Source organism: Citrobacter sp. Cb031 (assembly GCF_030336725.1).
GTDB classification, from domain to species: domain Bacteria; phylum Pseudomonadota; class Gammaproteobacteria; order Enterobacterales; family Enterobacteriaceae; genus Citrobacter; species Citrobacter braakii.
In genome coordinates, this window is sequence record NZ_JAOWDA010000019.1 from 49,254 (window position 1) to 65,258 (window position 16,005).

The 16,005-nt window shown below is 54.4% G+C and carries 13 protein-coding genes; 2 read left to right on the forward strand and 11 right to left on the reverse strand.

Going from position 1 to position 16,005, the window contains the following annotated elements; all coding sequences use genetic code 11:
* The first annotated feature begins 113 nt into the window (after positions 1 to 113).
* Positions 114 to 995: a DNA-binding transcriptional regulator HcaR gene (hcaR, locus tag OGV93_RS01515; RefSeq protein ID WP_181598990.1), complete on the forward strand. Its 882-nt coding sequence runs from the start codon at positions 114 to 116 to the stop codon at positions 993 to 995.
* 4 nt (positions 996 to 999) lie between these two features.
* Here hcaR and OGV93_RS01520 read toward each other — a convergent pair whose 3' ends face one another.
* From OGV93_RS01520 to OGV93_RS01535, 4 genes are all read right to left on the reverse strand, one after another.
* The gene (locus OGV93_RS01520; protein WP_200083819.1) at positions 1,000 to 2,082 is read right to left on the reverse strand and encodes a fimbrial protein; all 1,083 of its coding nucleotides are present in this window, start codon (positions 2,080 to 2,082) and stop codon (positions 1,000 to 1,002) included.
* On the reverse strand, positions 2,073 to 4,568 hold the full coding sequence (locus tag OGV93_RS01525; protein WP_287109315.1) for a fimbria/pilus outer membrane usher protein: 2,496 nt from the start codon (positions 4,566 to 4,568) through the stop codon (positions 2,073 to 2,075). The genes OGV93_RS01520 and OGV93_RS01525 overlap by 10 nt, the downstream gene beginning before the upstream one ends.
* A 52-nt stretch (positions 4,569 to 4,620) precedes the next feature.
* Positions 4,621 to 5,313 (reverse strand): fimbrial biogenesis chaperone, encoded by a 693-nt coding sequence (locus tag OGV93_RS01530; RefSeq protein WP_016154019.1) that lies wholly within the window; start codon positions 5,311 to 5,313, stop codon positions 4,621 to 4,623.
* A 76-nt stretch (positions 5,314 to 5,389) separates the two neighbouring features.
* Positions 5,390 to 5,968: a fimbrial protein gene (locus tag OGV93_RS01535; protein WP_103928467.1), complete on the reverse strand. Its 579-nt coding sequence runs from the start codon at positions 5,966 to 5,968 to the stop codon at positions 5,390 to 5,392.
* A gap of 489 nt (positions 5,969 to 6,457) precedes the next feature.
* Between OGV93_RS01535 and OGV93_RS01540 the strand changes: the two genes are divergently transcribed.
* Positions 6,458 to 7,606, forward strand: a complete 1,149-nt coding sequence (locus OGV93_RS01540; RefSeq protein WP_016157145.1) for a 3-phenylpropionate MFS transporter — start codon at positions 6,458 to 6,460, stop codon at positions 7,604 to 7,606.
* Here the strand turns inward: OGV93_RS01540 and csiE are convergent.
* The 7 genes from csiE to OGV93_RS01575 form a co-directional block, all read right to left on the reverse strand.
* Positions 7,601 to 8,878 carry a stationary phase inducible protein CsiE gene (csiE, locus tag OGV93_RS01545; protein ID WP_094761050.1) on the reverse strand — a complete coding sequence of 426 codons (1,278 nt, stop codon included), beginning with the start codon at positions 8,876 to 8,878 and terminating at the stop codon, positions 7,601 to 7,603. The two genes, OGV93_RS01540 and csiE, sit on opposite strands and share 6 nt — an antisense overlap.
* A gap of 248 nt (positions 8,879 to 9,126) precedes the next feature.
* Positions 9,127 to 9,726: a KpsF/GutQ family sugar-phosphate isomerase gene (locus tag OGV93_RS01550; RefSeq protein ID WP_287109316.1), complete on the reverse strand. Its 600-nt coding sequence runs from the start codon at positions 9,724 to 9,726 to the stop codon at positions 9,127 to 9,129.
* Positions 9,723 to 11,360 carry an FGGY-family carbohydrate kinase gene (locus OGV93_RS01555; RefSeq protein ID WP_003847100.1) on the reverse strand — a complete coding sequence of 546 codons (1,638 nt, stop codon included), beginning with the start codon at positions 11,358 to 11,360 and terminating at the stop codon, positions 9,723 to 9,725. Before OGV93_RS01555 ends, OGV93_RS01550 begins: the two co-directional genes overlap by 4 nt.
* A 17-nt stretch (positions 11,361 to 11,377) precedes the next feature.
* Positions 11,378 to 12,331 carry an ABC transporter permease gene (locus OGV93_RS01560; RefSeq protein ID WP_003037658.1) on the reverse strand — a complete coding sequence of 318 codons (954 nt, stop codon included), beginning with the start codon at positions 12,329 to 12,331 and terminating at the stop codon, positions 11,378 to 11,380.
* A 1-nt stretch (position 12,332) separates the two neighbouring features.
* Entirely contained in the window at positions 12,333 to 13,322 is a 990-nt protein-coding gene (locus OGV93_RS01565) for an ABC transporter permease (protein ID WP_008785467.1), read from the reverse strand.
* Positions 13,315 to 14,823: a sugar ABC transporter ATP-binding protein gene (locus OGV93_RS01570; protein ID WP_016154014.1), complete on the reverse strand. Its 1,509-nt coding sequence runs from the start codon at positions 14,821 to 14,823 to the stop codon at positions 13,315 to 13,317. Before OGV93_RS01570 ends, OGV93_RS01565 begins: the two co-directional genes overlap by 8 nt.
* Positions 14,824 to 14,926: 103 nt before the next feature.
* A complete protein-coding gene (locus tag OGV93_RS01575; RefSeq protein WP_003037665.1) occupies positions 14,927 to 15,910 on the reverse strand; it encodes an autoinducer 2 ABC transporter substrate-binding protein in 984 nt (327 codons plus the stop codon).
* Between the last annotated feature and the right edge of the window lie 95 nt (positions 15,911 to 16,005).

Sequence of the window (16,005 nt, forward strand, 5' to 3'; positions counted from 1 at the left end):
GATGTATTGACCTTCTATTTTTGTGCCATAAGGATGTTGCTGGTTAGTTATCAATCTGTGAAATAGTAAATTTCTACCAGTTGAGACATTTTTTCGATAACAAGGAGAAGGGCATGGAACTGAGGCACTTACGCTATTTTGTGGCGGTGGCGCAGGCGCTGAATTTCACCCGGGCGGCAGAAAAGCTGCATACCTCTCAGCCGTCGTTAAGCAGCCAGATCCGCGATCTGGAAACCTGCGTGGGCGTTCCGTTACTGGTGCGGGACAAGCGAAAAGTTGCGCTGACGGCGGCCGGGGAGTGCTTTTTACAGGATGCGCTGGCGATCCTTGAGCAGGCGGAAAATGCCAAAGTTCGCGCCCGTAAAACGGGGCAGGAAGATAATCATTTCGCTATTGGTTTTGTCCCTTCCGCTGAGGTGAATTTGCTCCCGAAGGTGCTACCCTTATTTCGTTTAAAACAACCGGATACGCACATTGAGCTGGTAAGCCTGATAACCACCGAACAGGAAGAAAGGATCCTCAACGGAGAACTGGACGTGGGCTTAATGCGTCACCCGGTGTACAGCCCGGAGCTGGATTATCTGGAGCTGATTCATGAGCCGCTGGTCGTGGTGTTACCGGTGAATCATCCGTTAGCCAATGAGCAAGCGATCTCCGCAGAACAGCTGCACGGCGTAAATTTTGTCAGTACCGATCCTGCTTATTCCGGGGCGCTAGCGATGATTGTCAAAAACTGGTTTCAGCAGCAGAAAAGCCAGCCCAATATTGTGCAGGTAGCGACCAATATTCTGGTGACCATGAATCTGGTCGGCATGGGGCTGGGGGTGACTTTGATACCCGGTTATATGAATAATTTTAATACCGGGCAGGTGGTTTTTCGGTCAATCGTCGGTGAAGCGCCAACGCTGGCATTGTTGATGGCATGGAAGAAGGGCGAGCTAAAGCCCGCCCTGCAGCAATTCATCGAACTGGCACAACGCCAGAGGATAGAGTAAACCGCTATTTCACGAGAACGGTAATCGTGGCTGTACCGCTAAATTTACCTGGGGCTGGCGTTCCACCGAGGAGATTGATCGGCCATGCCTCCAGGCTGATGCGCCCCTCGCCGGTATCACCGATAGCGATCAACCCATTTGTGAACGGGATATTGATGTGGGTGTCGTCGATACGAGCCATTCTCACGCCGATGTCCGGGATATTATCGGCCTCCCGGCGGCGGGCGACTAACGTGTACTGATCAAGCACATCATCGCCATCAATCCTCATTTCCATATCATTGTTGATGCTTGATGTATCGCCACAGTTGTAGACAATATCAAAATTGACTGGTGTATAGCCGTCCGGCATCTCATTGCGGGTAGTGAAACGACTGGTGTTGATATAACCGAGATCGACCTGAATGACGTCGCCCTGGTTGATTTTACAGTCCTGGGGCACGGTAATGCTCCCCTGGATGTGCAGCTCGGCGATATTTCCCAGGCGGTTCATTAACGGAGGGGAGGTCGTCGTGCTCCATCCGGCCCGTACGGAGGCGATTGGGGTATCTGGAATCACCAGTTCACCTAAGAAGGGTTTGGTGACGTACAGCGTAAAACGGGTACGTGCACCAATCGTCACCGGCGCGGCGCGATTCTCCGCCGGATCGTAGATACACACGCTGTCTTTTTCGCTGCTTATCCCATACGAGCCGCTTTCTCTCAATGGGTCACGGTTTGTCGGTAAGACGGCTGTGGCGCCGGGAATATCGTCAACTTCGGTTTTAATATCCAGATTATCATTCAGATGGTAAAAGCCGCTGAGTTGACCGATTCCGGGTAGCGCGCTGGTGACCGTATAGAACAGCGCCACTTTGCTACCCGCGCCACAGTCGCAATCAATTTGATAGGCACCGCCTGAGAGCGGTGTCGGCAGCTCCAGCGAGGTTCCGGCGACGTTCTGGGCTTGCGTCCAGTCGCTGGAAACATCGGCGTTAAAGCGACCTGCTGCGACGCAGGACCCGTTCGCCGCGTAGACCGGGGCGATAGATAGCGCCAGCAGCGCGGCGGCAATCCCATTTTTCATCCACGAATTCTTTATTGACATAGTGCGTTCCCATTATGTATTGCGGCGCTGCGAGCGGCATCTTCCTGCAGGCTGAAGGTAAACTGGCACTGTTGATCAGGCTGATTGCCCCAGCGCACGGACCACCTCTGCGGCTGATTGTTCACGCCGGTGATATACAGCACGCCGCCTTCATCGACGATGCTTTGCTGCGTCTGGCTGCTGGCTACTGCGCCGAAGGACAGCGCATTCCCTCGCGCATCGGTGAGTTTCAACAGCACGCGGTAGCCGGTCTGGGCAATAAAGTGCGCCGTTACGGCGGCACCGCGATTAGGCACCACGGTACGCACGGTTTCGGTCACATCGACATTATCCGGCATCATAGTGGTATCGAGAGAGATGGCGTTTTCCTGATACGCGGTCAGATAGGGGATAATGGCATAGCCAAAATAGTCGGTGGCGATGCCCGGATAGTTTTTCACCCGGATACCTGCCGCGCCGTTGGCGTCAATCAGCGCAAAGGCATTACCCAGCGGCTGCGACAGCGTCACGCCGTGGGGATGGGCGACAATACCACCGGAGAGGCCGTAGCTCATCTGCTGGCTATCGCTGCTGTAGTCGTAGCCCGCATTCATGGTGCCATAGGCAGAGCGATAGCTGCCGTACAGGCTGCTGCTATCACCACCGCCGCCTTCGCTTTGCCGCTGTTTGAGGCTATAGCTCAGTCGACGGTCTTCCAGCAGCGAGCCGTTGATACCCACTTCGTGCTGTGTGGCGCGATCGCGTTGATCGGTGGTGCGCCAGGTTGCCCGCGCATGCGACAGCCAGCGATCCAGCGGTACGCTCAGGCTGAGCGACAGCGTGCGATCGTTGTCGCTGTCCTGCGAATCGGTGAACTGGCCGCTGAGGTTATAGCTCACGCCCCATAGATTGCCGTTCAGGCCGATGGACAGGTTTTTATCCTGCCCCCCGCGATCCCAGTACTTCTGCTGCGAGCCGGAGGCGTAGAAGCTGATACCAGAAAACAGCGACTGGCTGACGGTGAACTGAGCTTCATCGCGCAGGCGGTCGTCGGCGCTGATGTCCTTCTGGTTGGCGTCGGAGAAGTTGAAATAACCGCTGCTGGTGTAGCGATAGTAGCTTACTGACACGCTGGTGCCGCTTTCCGGTAGATCTTTGATGTACTGGGTACGCCAGCTGTAGCCGTGATAGTTTTCATCGTTATCAAGCTGGGTATCCGCACGGCTGACATCCATCGATACCGCTCCAAGTTCGCCGAGTGTAGAGCCGAGACCCAGCGCCAGCGCCCGATAGTCCTGCGAGGCATTCAGGCCACCGTACAGGGTCAACACGTTGTTCAGGCCATAGCTGGCGGTGCTTTCAAGGAACTCCGGTTCGTTGCTGTCCTGCGAGCTGGCGGCGCGAAAGCGCCCGGCGGTGGCGCTGTATTTGAGATATCCCGGCCTCTGCATCTGCGGTAGCGCGGAGAACGGCTGGACGAAGTGCCGCACGCTACCGTCGGCCTCTTCGATAGTGACGTCTAAATCGCCGCTGAAGGAAGAGGGGTAGAGGTCGTTGATTTCAAAAGCGCCGGCCGGGACATTGCTTTGATACAGGGTGTAGCCGTTTTGCCGTACCGTGACGATAGCGCTGGAGTTGGCGATACCGCGAATGGTCGGCGCAAAGCCGCGCTGGCTGTTGGGCAGCATGGTTTCATCGGAGTACAGCCGCACGCCGGTAAACTGATAGCTGGTGAATACCGTGCCTTCCGTTGCACTCTCGCCCATTACCAACTGCGATTTCAGACTTTTGATATCCCGCTGCAACCAGCTATTAATGCTCTCCCAGCGTGTGTCGTTATCGTTGTGCGTCCAGGTGGAATAATTGCGCAGCCGCCAGGGGCCGATATTGGCGCCGTTTTGCATATTCAGATACTGGCGCTGGGTGTTATCGCTGTCGTATTGGTTCTGCGAGCCGCTAAAGGCGTAGTTGGTAAACAGCACCGGCATACCGTCGTCCCAGCGGGAGGGGTCAATATAGCCGCGGGCGTCGCGGTACAATGCAATCTGCGGTACGCTGAGATTCAGCCGGCTGTGGTTGAAGTCGAACTGAGAGACGCTGCCGGGGATGGCCTGCGCCAGATCGGCAATTATCGTACGGTTGTCCTGCTCCGCAAGCTGCGGATAGTTGTCGATCTTAAAGCCCAACTCACGTAGCTGCCCAAGGGTGAACTGAGGAATCAGCTGGTGGTCTTTACCGGCGATGAACGGCAGCGTACGTTGTACCGTTTTCTTTTTATTAATATAAATATCAACAATATATTCACCAGGGAGCTGGGCGTTATTCTGAGAAAATACGTTGAGATCCACTGCCCGCTGGCCACTTTTCTCCGTTTCCAGCAGCGCCGGGTCAAAATAGAGATCGCTGGCCCAGGCCTGGCATGCGCTCAGGCATCCGCTGACAATCGCGCAATGTATCCAGAAAGAGAGCCGTTTCGTGGTTAATAAATGCGGTGTTAATTGCACCATTTCGCTTGTCATTCCTTGAGAGCTATTATCGTGTGGTCAACGTGGGGGACGGCTATTGCAGCGTTCGGGTTTCCGTTTTGGTGGCCCCGCCGTAGTCGTTAATGGCTGCCCACTGCACCGTTTTCCCTGCAGAAGCGGGAACCTCGATCTGTTTATGCTCGCCGGGAGCGATATAGTCGATTTTACTGGTGAGATCGGTTTTCCCGAGCGCAATACCGGCAAAGACGACGTGATAAGCCGATGGGTTATAGATGTCTAACTTATTATTGCTATATTTATATTCGAGAGATTTATAGGCATCGTAAGGTTTACCCGTTAAATTGGCTGGCCGATAGAATAGTTTGATACGCGTTTTAAATACCAGGGTCAGCATATTATTATCGCTGTCGGCAGACTGGCTTTTTGCCGGGATCGCGCGGACGTTAATAAAGAAAAGTGATTCTTTGTTATTAATGATGTTTTCAGATGATTTAATTATTCGTAGTGATGAATCGCTGCCTGAATCCAGACGAAATAGCGGTGGCGTAATAATAAAAGGACCACGCGCCGTTCCTTGCGCATTATCGACCCACGACTGTAATAAATAGGGCAGGTTCTCGCTGCGGTTAGCCACTGGCAGGGCGGCCTCTTTTTTCCCGGCATCGTAGATGACGCGAGTTCTCTCTAGCACAATTCCACCCGCGAGGCACTGGCTGACCCAGCCGCCAAGCAGCATCGATAATACGAGAATAGTGTGTTTTTTCATCACAGTCATCCTTAACCAGACGTCAGAAAACGTCTCTTTCCGTCCTTGCTGGAAGAAAAGAGACGACGTACGGGAATTAGCGGTAGTCTATGGTGACATCCACGCTGGCGTTGGCTTCCCCAGGGGTGATCAGTGATGAATCAACGGTGGAGACGTAATAGGCTTGCAGACCTACGGTAGTGGTGCCATCGGCTTCCGGGGTAAAACTAACTTTCGGCGTGGTGAGCTTATTCAGCGACATTTGCTGGCCGTCGCTGGCTCTGTCGATACGGATACCCACGCCTGTTGCGGCGGTATCCAGGCCGCTAACGGCGACCAGAGCGTCGTGATCGGGCGCAGTCACGGTGCTGCCTGTGCGCGTTTCCAGCCACACCTGGAACGAGTTGTCCGTTGTACCATCAACGTGTTCCCACGGGGTGGTTGGGCAATTTTTTAACGGAATATCAACCGGAATCGCCGGGGAACGGTCGCCGACGCTTTTAAACTGAGCAGCGGCGTAGTGACCCAGTTCTACGTTGATGACATCGCCATTAGAAAACTCACAGGTGCTGGTTAGAATTTCACCCGTAAATTCAATGGTGCCATCTGTCGCCCATGCGCTTCCCGCAGAAAGCGCTATCAGGCTAACTGCTATAGATTTTGTAATTTTGTTCATTAAATTCCCTCTTATCCGATAAACCTATTGACAATTAAATTTATGAAAACATACAGGTTAAAATTAATTGCGGGGCGATGGTATTCGATATTCGTGCATAAGCAAGTTAAGGCGTGATGTTTTCAGATTATATTTATTAAAAATAAGCGAATTAACTGTCATTGTATTAAATAATATTAAATTAGTGAGGGGTGAAATATTATAATAACGAATGTTTTTGCTAAGTATTATACTCGTGATGATATTAAGCCCTTAATATTCAGTTGCGTGTTTTTTAGCTAAATATTTTCCTTTCTTGCATTCCTGTTTACTCATCCCATCACATCTTCTGCTGTAAAATTGTACAGGTGTAAATGATTGTGGATTCGGATAGCCAACAGTGTTGGTTAAAAGTGATGTTTGTCACAATTATCTGGTAAATGTGAACAGTAGTACTCTTCAGAATGCGGCTTGTGTCATTAGACTAGGGCTTCTAAAACGGGAGGACCCATGGCTTTGCATTCCACGCGCTGGCTGGCGCTCGGTTATTTCACCTACTTCTTTAGCTACGGTATTTTTCTGCCTTTCTGGAGCGTCTGGCTCGAAGGGCTGGGGCTGACGCCGGAAACCATCGGTTTACTGCTGGGCGCGGGGCTGATTGCCCGTTTTCTCGGCAGTTTGCTGATTGCGCCGCGCGTAAGCGATCCCTCTCGTCTGATCTCTGCTTTACGTATTCTGGCGCTGTTGACGCTGGTGTTTGCGCTGGCCTTCTGGGCGGGCACCAACGTGGCGTGGCTGATGGTGGTGATGGTCGGCTTTAACCTGTTTTTCTCGCCGCTGGTGCCGTTGACCGACGCGCTGGCCAACACCTGGCAAAAACAGATAACCATGGACTACGGTCGGGTAAGACTGTGGGGATCCGTTGCCTTTGTGATTGGCTCCGCGCTGACCGGCAAGCTGGTGAGCCTGTTTGACTATCGGGTGATCCTGGTCCTGCTGTCGCTTGGCGTTGCGTCGATGCTATTGGGGATGATGATCCGCCCGAGCGTGCAGCCGGCGGGGGAAAACCGTCAGCAGGAGAGCGCGGGATGGCCCGCCTGGCGTGGGTTGATAACCCAAAGCTGGCGTTTTCTGGCCTGTGTGAGTTTGTTGCAAGGTGCGCATGCCGCTTATTACGGGTTCAGCGCCATCTACTGGCAGTCTGCCGGATATTCCGCTTCGGCGGTGGGCTATTTGTGGTCATTAGGCGTGGTGGCGGAAGTGATTATTTTTGCGCTCAGTCACAAGCTATTCCGCCGCTTTAGCGCGCGCGATTTGCTGCTGCTTTCCGCCGTTTGCGGCGTGGCCCGTTGGGGGTTGATGGGCTGGAGCACTGAGCTACCGTGGCTGATTGTGGTGCAAATCCTCCATTGCGGAACCTTTACCGTCTGCCACCTGGCGGCAATGCGCTATATCGCGACGCGCCAGGGCAGCGAAGTGATACGTTTGCAGGCGGTGTATTCTGCGGTGGCGATGGGCGGCAGCATCGCCATCATGACCGTATTCGCAGGCTACCTGTACCAGAATCTGGGCAACGGCGTATTCTGGGTGATGGCGCTGGTGGCGCTACCGGCAATCTTTCTGCGCCCGAAGGTGGTGGCGCAGCCTGCAACGTTATGATTCGAGGATTTTGCGGATCTGCTGCTGCTGATGCGGCGTAAGTGCCAGATCCGCATGAATCAACGGCGGTGAAAACAGCGGCAGCGGCGTGGTATACGGCGTAATAATCAGCGTGACTCCGCGCGGCGAACCCTGTTTTTGAAAGTCCTGCATCGGCATATGTTTTACGTTGAGCGGCAGCAGCGTCAGTTCGCGCAGCTGTTGCTCAATATGCGCTTCAAGTTGTTCATTGTTGCCGGTCAGCAGGATAATCTGCTTCTCGTGCAAATCCTTCTCCTGCATCAGCCAGGCACCGAAAATAACGGCGACCAGCCCGATCTCTTCTTCTGAAAACTGCACATCGTACTCCGCTTCGAAGCCATGTATCGCCTCGCGGGTAGTACGAACCAGACGGGGATAAAGTCGGCTGAACTCCTCCGGCAGCGTGTTATCTATGCCAATGGCAAACACGCTGCGGTTAAGCGCCTGGGCAAGGTGAATATACAGCTGATCGTTCAGTCCTTGCTCATCGCTGAAGCGTACATTGCCATACTCGCGAAAACGCAGCACCAGCCGTGCAATAGCAAGACGCAGGCGACGATCCTGCTGGTGGTTATCGCGCACAGGGTCGGGGATACGGAGCATTGAGAACAACAACGCCATAAACAGCGATTCGCCCGGCGGCGCACTCTGCATGACGTGGCGCTGCCAGTGGCGGCCAATTTCCTCAGCGAGCGGATACTCTGCGCAGGATTGCGCCCAGCGTTGCTGGAGCGGATTAAATTCCGGGGTGACTCCCGCGTGATGCTGTAGCAGACAATACTGTAAATACAGGCGCAGGAACTGGATGTCACGGTACTCAAACGGCTTCTGCAAGCGCCGGGAGCACAGATTAATGAGCGCATGCAGATTGGTGTCGTCATACAGCGTACGCGCGATACCTTGTTGTTTCAGCGCCATTTTTAATGCGGGTGTGAAATGCTGGGCGATAAAAGTCGGGCAGATCCGCAGACCGCGGCGCAGCCACTGCAACAGACACAGGCGCTGATTTAGCGGGGTCCCTTCGATCGTATAGCCGCCATTCAGCGCGGTGGTAATCGCGAGTCGGTGATAGCGCTGGATTTCGAGTCCTGCGCCAATAATATCTTCCTCAACAGTGGCATCATCAACGCCATTGAGGCGACTGAAGGTTTGAGCTGTAGCGATTTGCCCTGGCAGGAAAAGCGTCAGCAGCACCTGGCAACGGCGCTGGGGAGCGGAAAGTACAGATGGTGGAGCAAGCGTTGACATCATCTGTAGGATCTCCCGTAAGTATGTTTGATAAGAATAGCTAAAGTTTGCTCATAGATTTGGAGAATGGAATGCTTTCCACCAGGAATGCTGGAGAGCGTCACAGAATTTTTAACGTGCGGAACAGATAGCAGGAGTGGAACGCAGCGCGTTAACTGGCTTTTTCACTGTTTTATCTTCTATTGAGACATAAAAAAAACCCGCCTGAGGGTGACGGGTTGAGAAGACGAGTGGAAATGCGCGGTCTGGTGTTACTGCTCGCGGCTCAGCGTTAATCCCACATCACCGCCAGGATGTACAGACAATAGCGTCTCTTTTGAGTAACCGCTTTCGCTCATCAGACAGGCGCAGGCGGCGTCAAAGATAGCCAGGACCAGTAAAATTGAGGTGGTGGCCAACATGTTCAACGGGTCGGCCTCACGCTGGACGCCGGTGGAAATCACCAGCCTCGACGCTTTAGCAATGGCTGAGTCGGCGTTTTCAGTCACGCTCAGGATGGGCACATTTCTCGCAGCCAGTCCGGGCAGCAGTCGGGTGAGTTCATCCGAATTTCCCCCGCGTGATAGCATAATGACCAGGTCGTCGGCGCGTAAAAAACCGAGATCGCCATGCGCCGCATCCGTCGCGTTGAGGTAAATCGCCGGACGTTCCACGCAGGCGAGCATGTGCGCAACTTTACGCGCCGCAATACCGGATGTACCGACGCCAGTGACGACGATTTTCCCCTGGCAACCGCGCAGCTCCGCCATTAGCGACTGCCAGACCGGTTCAGTCAGATGCTGTCCCAGACCTGCGAGGGCATCGCTATAGAGCTGAAATACGTCGGTGGCCTGAGACCAGGAGTCACTCATGCGTCCTCCTGCATCAGTTGGCGGTATTTCATATGATCCTGATACATCTCGTGGAATACCCGATATTTGCGATCGTAGTACTGCTTAATGCGATTGGTCTGCGGGGTGACCGTTTTACCAATCCGGCTCATTGCCGACATCGCTTCCGGGAAAGTGTCGAACACGCCTGCGGCGATAGTCCCCATCATGGCGCCGCCCAGCAGCATGGCTTCGCTCTCTTCAGGCAGCAGCATGGCGCAACCGGTGGCGTTGGCATGCTCCTGAACGAAGATCGGGTTTTTCGTCCCGCCGCCGCTGGCCATAATCGTATCGATGGTGTAGCCGCTTTGGTTCATCGTTTCAATGATATGGCGCGTTCCCAGCGCAATGGCCTGGATGGTTGCGAGGTACTGGAGCGCCATATCTTCCGGCGTGCGGGACAGCTTCAGTCCGGTGATTGCTCCCGTGAGCGTGGGGTTAGCGCGCGGCGAGCGGTTGCCGTGGAAATAGGGCAGGATGTGCATGTCACGGGTCAAAAAGGCGATATCTTCCGGCTCACCAGCCATTTTGCGCAGCAGCGCATTCAGCACTTCATAAATGGTTTGCCCCTGAGACTTAGCCTGCGTCAGCAGGGTTTCGTAACACGGATGCGACTGAATAACGTGGTCGATTAACGCCCCGGTTGCTGACTGCCCGCCTTCATTAAGCCAGTATTCCGGCAGTACGGCTGAGTAGTAAGGGCCCCAGACGCCGCCGATAAAACGCGGCTCTTTGGAAATCGCCATGTGTCCGGTGGAGGTGCCACCAATTAGCGCGACACGACGGTCAAAATCCGCCACCTCGCCGGAAACACCGCTTGCGCCGAGCGTACCGAGTGTGCCGGCGTGGGCATCGATTATTGAAACGCTGACCGCGGTCCCCGGAATCAGTCCCATTTCGCTGGCGGCGCGCGCGGACAGCCCGTGACCGAGCGGTTCGCCCATGGTTTTCACGTAGCGACCAATTTTGGCAGCATCATGTTCCAGCAGGTCTTCCAGACCAATCTGGCGGAAGTAGCTGGCATCCCATTTGTCTTCATGGCCCATATAGGTCCATTTACACACTGTCGAACACAATGAGCGTGTGTCATCGCCTGTTGCGCGCCAGGTCAGGAAATCGGGCAGATCAAAGTAGTAACCCGCATTGGCCCAGGTATTGGGCATATGCTGCTTCAGCCACAGCAGCTTTGGCGTTTGCATTTCCGGGGAGATAATGCCGCCAACGTAGTCCAGCACCCGATGATGCAGGGCGTTAATGCGTTCAGCCTGGGTAATGGCGCGGTGATCCATCCACACAATGATGTTCTGTTCGCTGCGCCCGGACGGGCTGATGGTCAGCGGTTTACCTTCTTTATCCAGCACCACCAGTGAGCAGGTAGCGTCAAAGCCCAGACCTTTCACCTGGATTGGGTTGATATCTGACTGGTTAATCGCATCGCGAACCGCGTTACACACCGCCTGCCAGATGTTATCGGAAGACTGCTCAACAAAATCGGCCTGCGGGCGGTAAATCTCGATAGCCCGACTGGCCTGGCCGACCATTCTGCCGTTGAGATCAAACACGCCGGCACGGGCGCTTCCGGTTCCGACATCCACACCAATAAAGTAACTTGCCATAATTTTTTCTCCTGAAATCAGGCTTTACGATTCTGTAATGCGATAAAGAGGATCAGCACCGCGCCCCACAGCGCCATCGTCAGATAGCTGCTGACCCCCAGCAAGTTAAGGCCGCTTTCCAGCATTTGCAGCACAATCAGCGCCAGTACCAGGCCGATAATGCGCCCGAAACCGCCATCCGGGTTGATGCCGCCGAGGACGGAGGCAAGGATGGTGACCAGCAGGTATGACTCACCGTATCCGGCTTTTGCCGAGTTGAATTTCGCCATCATCAGAATGGCGGCGACCCAGCCGAGCAGGGCAGAAATCACGTACACGGAAATTTGTACCCGGACGGTATTTACGCCGCTGTAGCGGGTAGCCTGTTCATTGGAACCCACGAGATACAGACTGCGCCCAAGCGTGGTGTGCTCCAGCAGTACCCACAGCAGGATTGCCACCAGGAAAAAGAGCAGCAGTGCTACCGGAATACCGGCAATCGTGGCGTTACCAAGATATTGAATGGCGGTCGGGAAACCGGAAATCACCGTCCCATTGGAAAGCAGAATATTCAGCCCGGAGATAAGCGTCATCGTGCCGAGCGTGGCGAGAATCGGCGAAACCCCGACCCAGGCAATCAGCGCGCCGTTGAGCGTACCGATTGCGACCGCCACGGCAGCGCCTGCCAGCAGCGCCAGCACCAGAAACAACGGGTTATCCGGATGGGTGACGATAATCGCCGCCATTACCAGCGAGCAGGCATTCGCTCCTGCAATTATCGACAGGTTTATGCCGCCGGTCAGCATGGTCATGCCCATCCCGAGGGCCAGCATGCCAAGGATTGGCAGCTGCGAGCCAATCGACTGGAAGTTAGCGACGCTGAAAAAACGGCTGCCGAGCAGGGCCGAGAAGACCAGGGCGACGACCACAATAATGACGCATTGCAGACGAATGATGGCATCACCGGGTAAAAATCTGGCGATTGTTTTCATCTCAAAGCTCCCTTGCCAGTTTGCGTTTTTCGTTCCAGGCCGTGGCGCTAATGCTGACCAGGATAATGGCGCCGCTGAACACGGTGTGCCAGTAAGAGGAGACGCTGAGCAGCGTCAGGCCATTTTGTAAGAAGGCCAGCAGAACCACGCCGAGCAGTGTTCCGGTTAATGTTCCGCGTCCGCCGCTCATGCTGGTTCCGCCGAGCACGACCGCCGCCAGTACCGTCAACTCAAAGCCGAGCAGCGAATTGGGCGCAACTGACTGGGTGATTTGCGCCTGAACCACGGCGGCAACGCCTGCCAGAATGCCCATGTAGCCATACACGTAGAAATGCAGCTTCAGCAGATTCAGCCCCAGGCGCGAAGCCGCATCACGATTACCGCCCATGGCGTAAACCTGACGGCCAAGACGGGTATAGTTCATCAGCACGGCGGTAAAGATGATCACAGCCGCCAGGCACAGCAGGGGCAGTGTCAAGCCGTAGTCGTAGCCATCCGCCGCGGTGAACGAGAACCAATTGATGCCGTTCATAAACCAGTCCGGAAAGCCGTACAGCCAGGTGCCTTTGGTGGCGTACACCAGCAGACCGTAGTAAACGTTCAACGTGGCGATGGTAATGATGATGGCCGGAACGCGCAGCCAGTAGACCAGGAAACCATTAATAAGTCCCAGCAGCAGACCCACCGCAATCGCGATGATTAACGCCAGCGCGAAGTTGCCGCCGTGGCCGATAACCCAACTGGCCATCGCATACTGGGCTATCGCGGTCATCGCCGGAAATGAGATGTCGATCCCGCCGGAAATCAGTACCACAAACAGCCCGCAGGCAAGGATGCCGAGAATCGCATAGCTGGTAGCCACATCCGTCAGGTTCCCCAAAGACAAGAACTCATCGGTGCTGATGCTCAGCCCAACGGCAAGGGCCACAACCAGCAGGCCCAGCCAAAACTCATGTTGCCCGATTAAACGGGAGAGATGCATCTTATTCATTGATTACCTCGACCACTTCAGCAATCTCCTCTTCACGGCACTGATGAGGATTAAATTCCGCCACCAGCCTGCCGCGACGCATCACCAGCACGCGGTGGCTGTTGTAATACGCTTCCGGGATTTCATCGCAAATCATCAGCACCGCCATACCCTGTTCCGCCAGATCGCGGGCTATCTGGTAAATACCCTCTTTGTTGGCGATATCTACGCCTACGGTAGGGGAGTCGAGGATCAGGATGCGGGGATTAGTCGCCACCCATTTGGCAATGGCGATACGCTGGGCATTACCGCCGGAAAGGGTTTTAACCGGCAGGTGTGGATCGGACACTTTGATATTCAGCTCGCGGATCAAGTCGGCGACCAGCTTTTGCGCTTTACGGTGATCGAGCAGGCCGCTGCCGGTATGCAGTTGATCAAACACCGTGACGATGGTGTTGTCGTAGATCGACTGCTCCATGATCAGCCCTTGCGTCAGGCGATCTTCTGAGACGTAGCCGATCCCATGTTTGATGGCATCATGGTTATTGCGAAGAGTGACCGGCTGGCCGTTAATGCGAATCTCACCGCTTTCTGGGTGCGTCATGCCAAACAGGCTCAGACAAAGTTCGGTGCGTCCGGCGCCCAGCAGGCCCACAATGGAGACAATCTCGCCGCCGTGCAGCGACAGATTAATGTTTTGGTATTTGCCTCTGCGGCTGAGGTTGCGCAGCTCCAGCAGGGGCTCTTGCTCAATAGCGGGTCTTTCCGGCAGCGGGCTATAGTGGAAGCGTTGTCCGGTCATCAGGAAAGCCAGCTCGTGGCTGTCGAGTTCGCTGGCAGGATAAGTGCCCACCAGTTTGCCGTCGCGCATCACGCTGATGCGGTCAGCCACTTCCATCACTTCATCCAGACGGTGGCTGACAAACACTACACAAATTCCGGCAGCTTTTAGTTCGTTAACGACCCGTAGCAGGCCATTAACCTCCTGACGGGTTAGTGAGGCGGTGGGCTCGTCCATAATCACCAGACGCGCGTCGGCGGCAATCGCCCGGCAAATGGCGACCAGTTGTCGGTCGGCAATCGAGAGTTTTTCAACCTTTTTATCGGGATCGATGTTCACACCGATGCGCTTCATGGCTGCCAGCGCCTGCTGCTTCATGGCGCCACGACGTACCCAGATATCGCCACCGGGCAGATAGCGGTTGACCGCGATATTCTCCGCGACGCTAAAGTTAGGGAACAACGACAGGTCCTGATAAATAACCTGAATGCCATAATGGGAAGAGAGCTGCGGCGTCAGGTGATGGAACAATTTGCCATCGAGTAAAATCTGCGCGCCTTTTTCCGGATGATAAACTCCGGAGATCACTTTAATAATGGTACTTTTACCACAGCCGTTTTGACCCGCCAGACAGTGAACTTCGCCTTTTCTCAGCGTCAGATTCACGTTATCCAGCGCCAGCACGCCCGGGAATTGTTTGCTGATATTCTCAAGAGTGATAAATGCGGTGGTGTCTGCCATGGACAATACCCCTGCGAGCGCCCGGATGGACGCTGAGTGTTAGTTTGGTTGATAGCGCCGGCCAGACGGCCGGCGTTAAGGTTCCCTGGTGTTGGCTAAAGCCTTAGAAACCAAGTGATTGTGCGTTGTCTTTGGTGACTTCGAGGATCTTGTTAAAGCGGATCACTTTCTTCTCCGTGTCGATATCGGCTTTCCCTAAACCATCGATACTCAGGTCGGCGTTAACTTCTTTGCCCTGCAACAGCTGATCGGCAACCGTTACCAGCGCGTAGCCCGCGTCTTTTGGATCCCACAGCAGCGCTTTTTTGATATCACCGCGCATCAGGTAAGGTGCAGCCTGTGCTGGCATTGCAATCCCGACAACGGCGATTTTATCTTTGGCGCGTTTTTTCTGCACAGCCTGACCCGCCCCGATTGGACCCAGCGAGCCGAAACCGATAATGCCTTTCATCTGCGGATAGGTTTTCATCAGGTCCAGCGTCGTGGCGTAGGATTTATCGATGCTTTCCGCGACCGGCAGACGTGAAGTGACCTCAAACATTTCCGGATATTTTTCTTTCTGGTACTTAATTGCATAATCCGCCCACGCGTTATGCAGCGGCACAGTTAGTGAACCGACATAGATGGCGTAACCCCCTTTGCCGCCCATGTTTTTTGCTAACTCATCGACGTTGGCCTGCGCGTATTTTTCACTATCGATGGTTTCGATATCCCATTGGCCAATTTGCTCATCCGGGGATTCGTGCGTCAGAACGACAATGCCTTTATCGCGCGCTTTTTTCAGTACTGGCTCAAGGACCTTGGCATCATTCGGTACCACGATGATGGCGTTGACGTTTTTGGCGATCAGATCTTCAATCACTTTGACCTGCTGTGCCGGATCCGGCGTGGAAGGCCCGGTCTGGTAAGCATTCACATCCAGTTTTTTTGCTGCTTCATTAACACCGGTTTCCATCCGGTTAAACCACGGAATCCCGGTGACTTTGGCAACCACAGCAATTTCATATTTTTCCGCCGCAAAGGACGTGCCGGACAACATGCATGCAGAAACCAGGGTTGCACTGAGTAATGCGAGTTTGAATTTCATAGTTGTACCTTTCGTAGGGGGCAGGACATGTCACGGCGTGAAGTTAACAACGAATGGAAGAGGGAATGAATTACAAGTTTGGTGAATGTGATCGA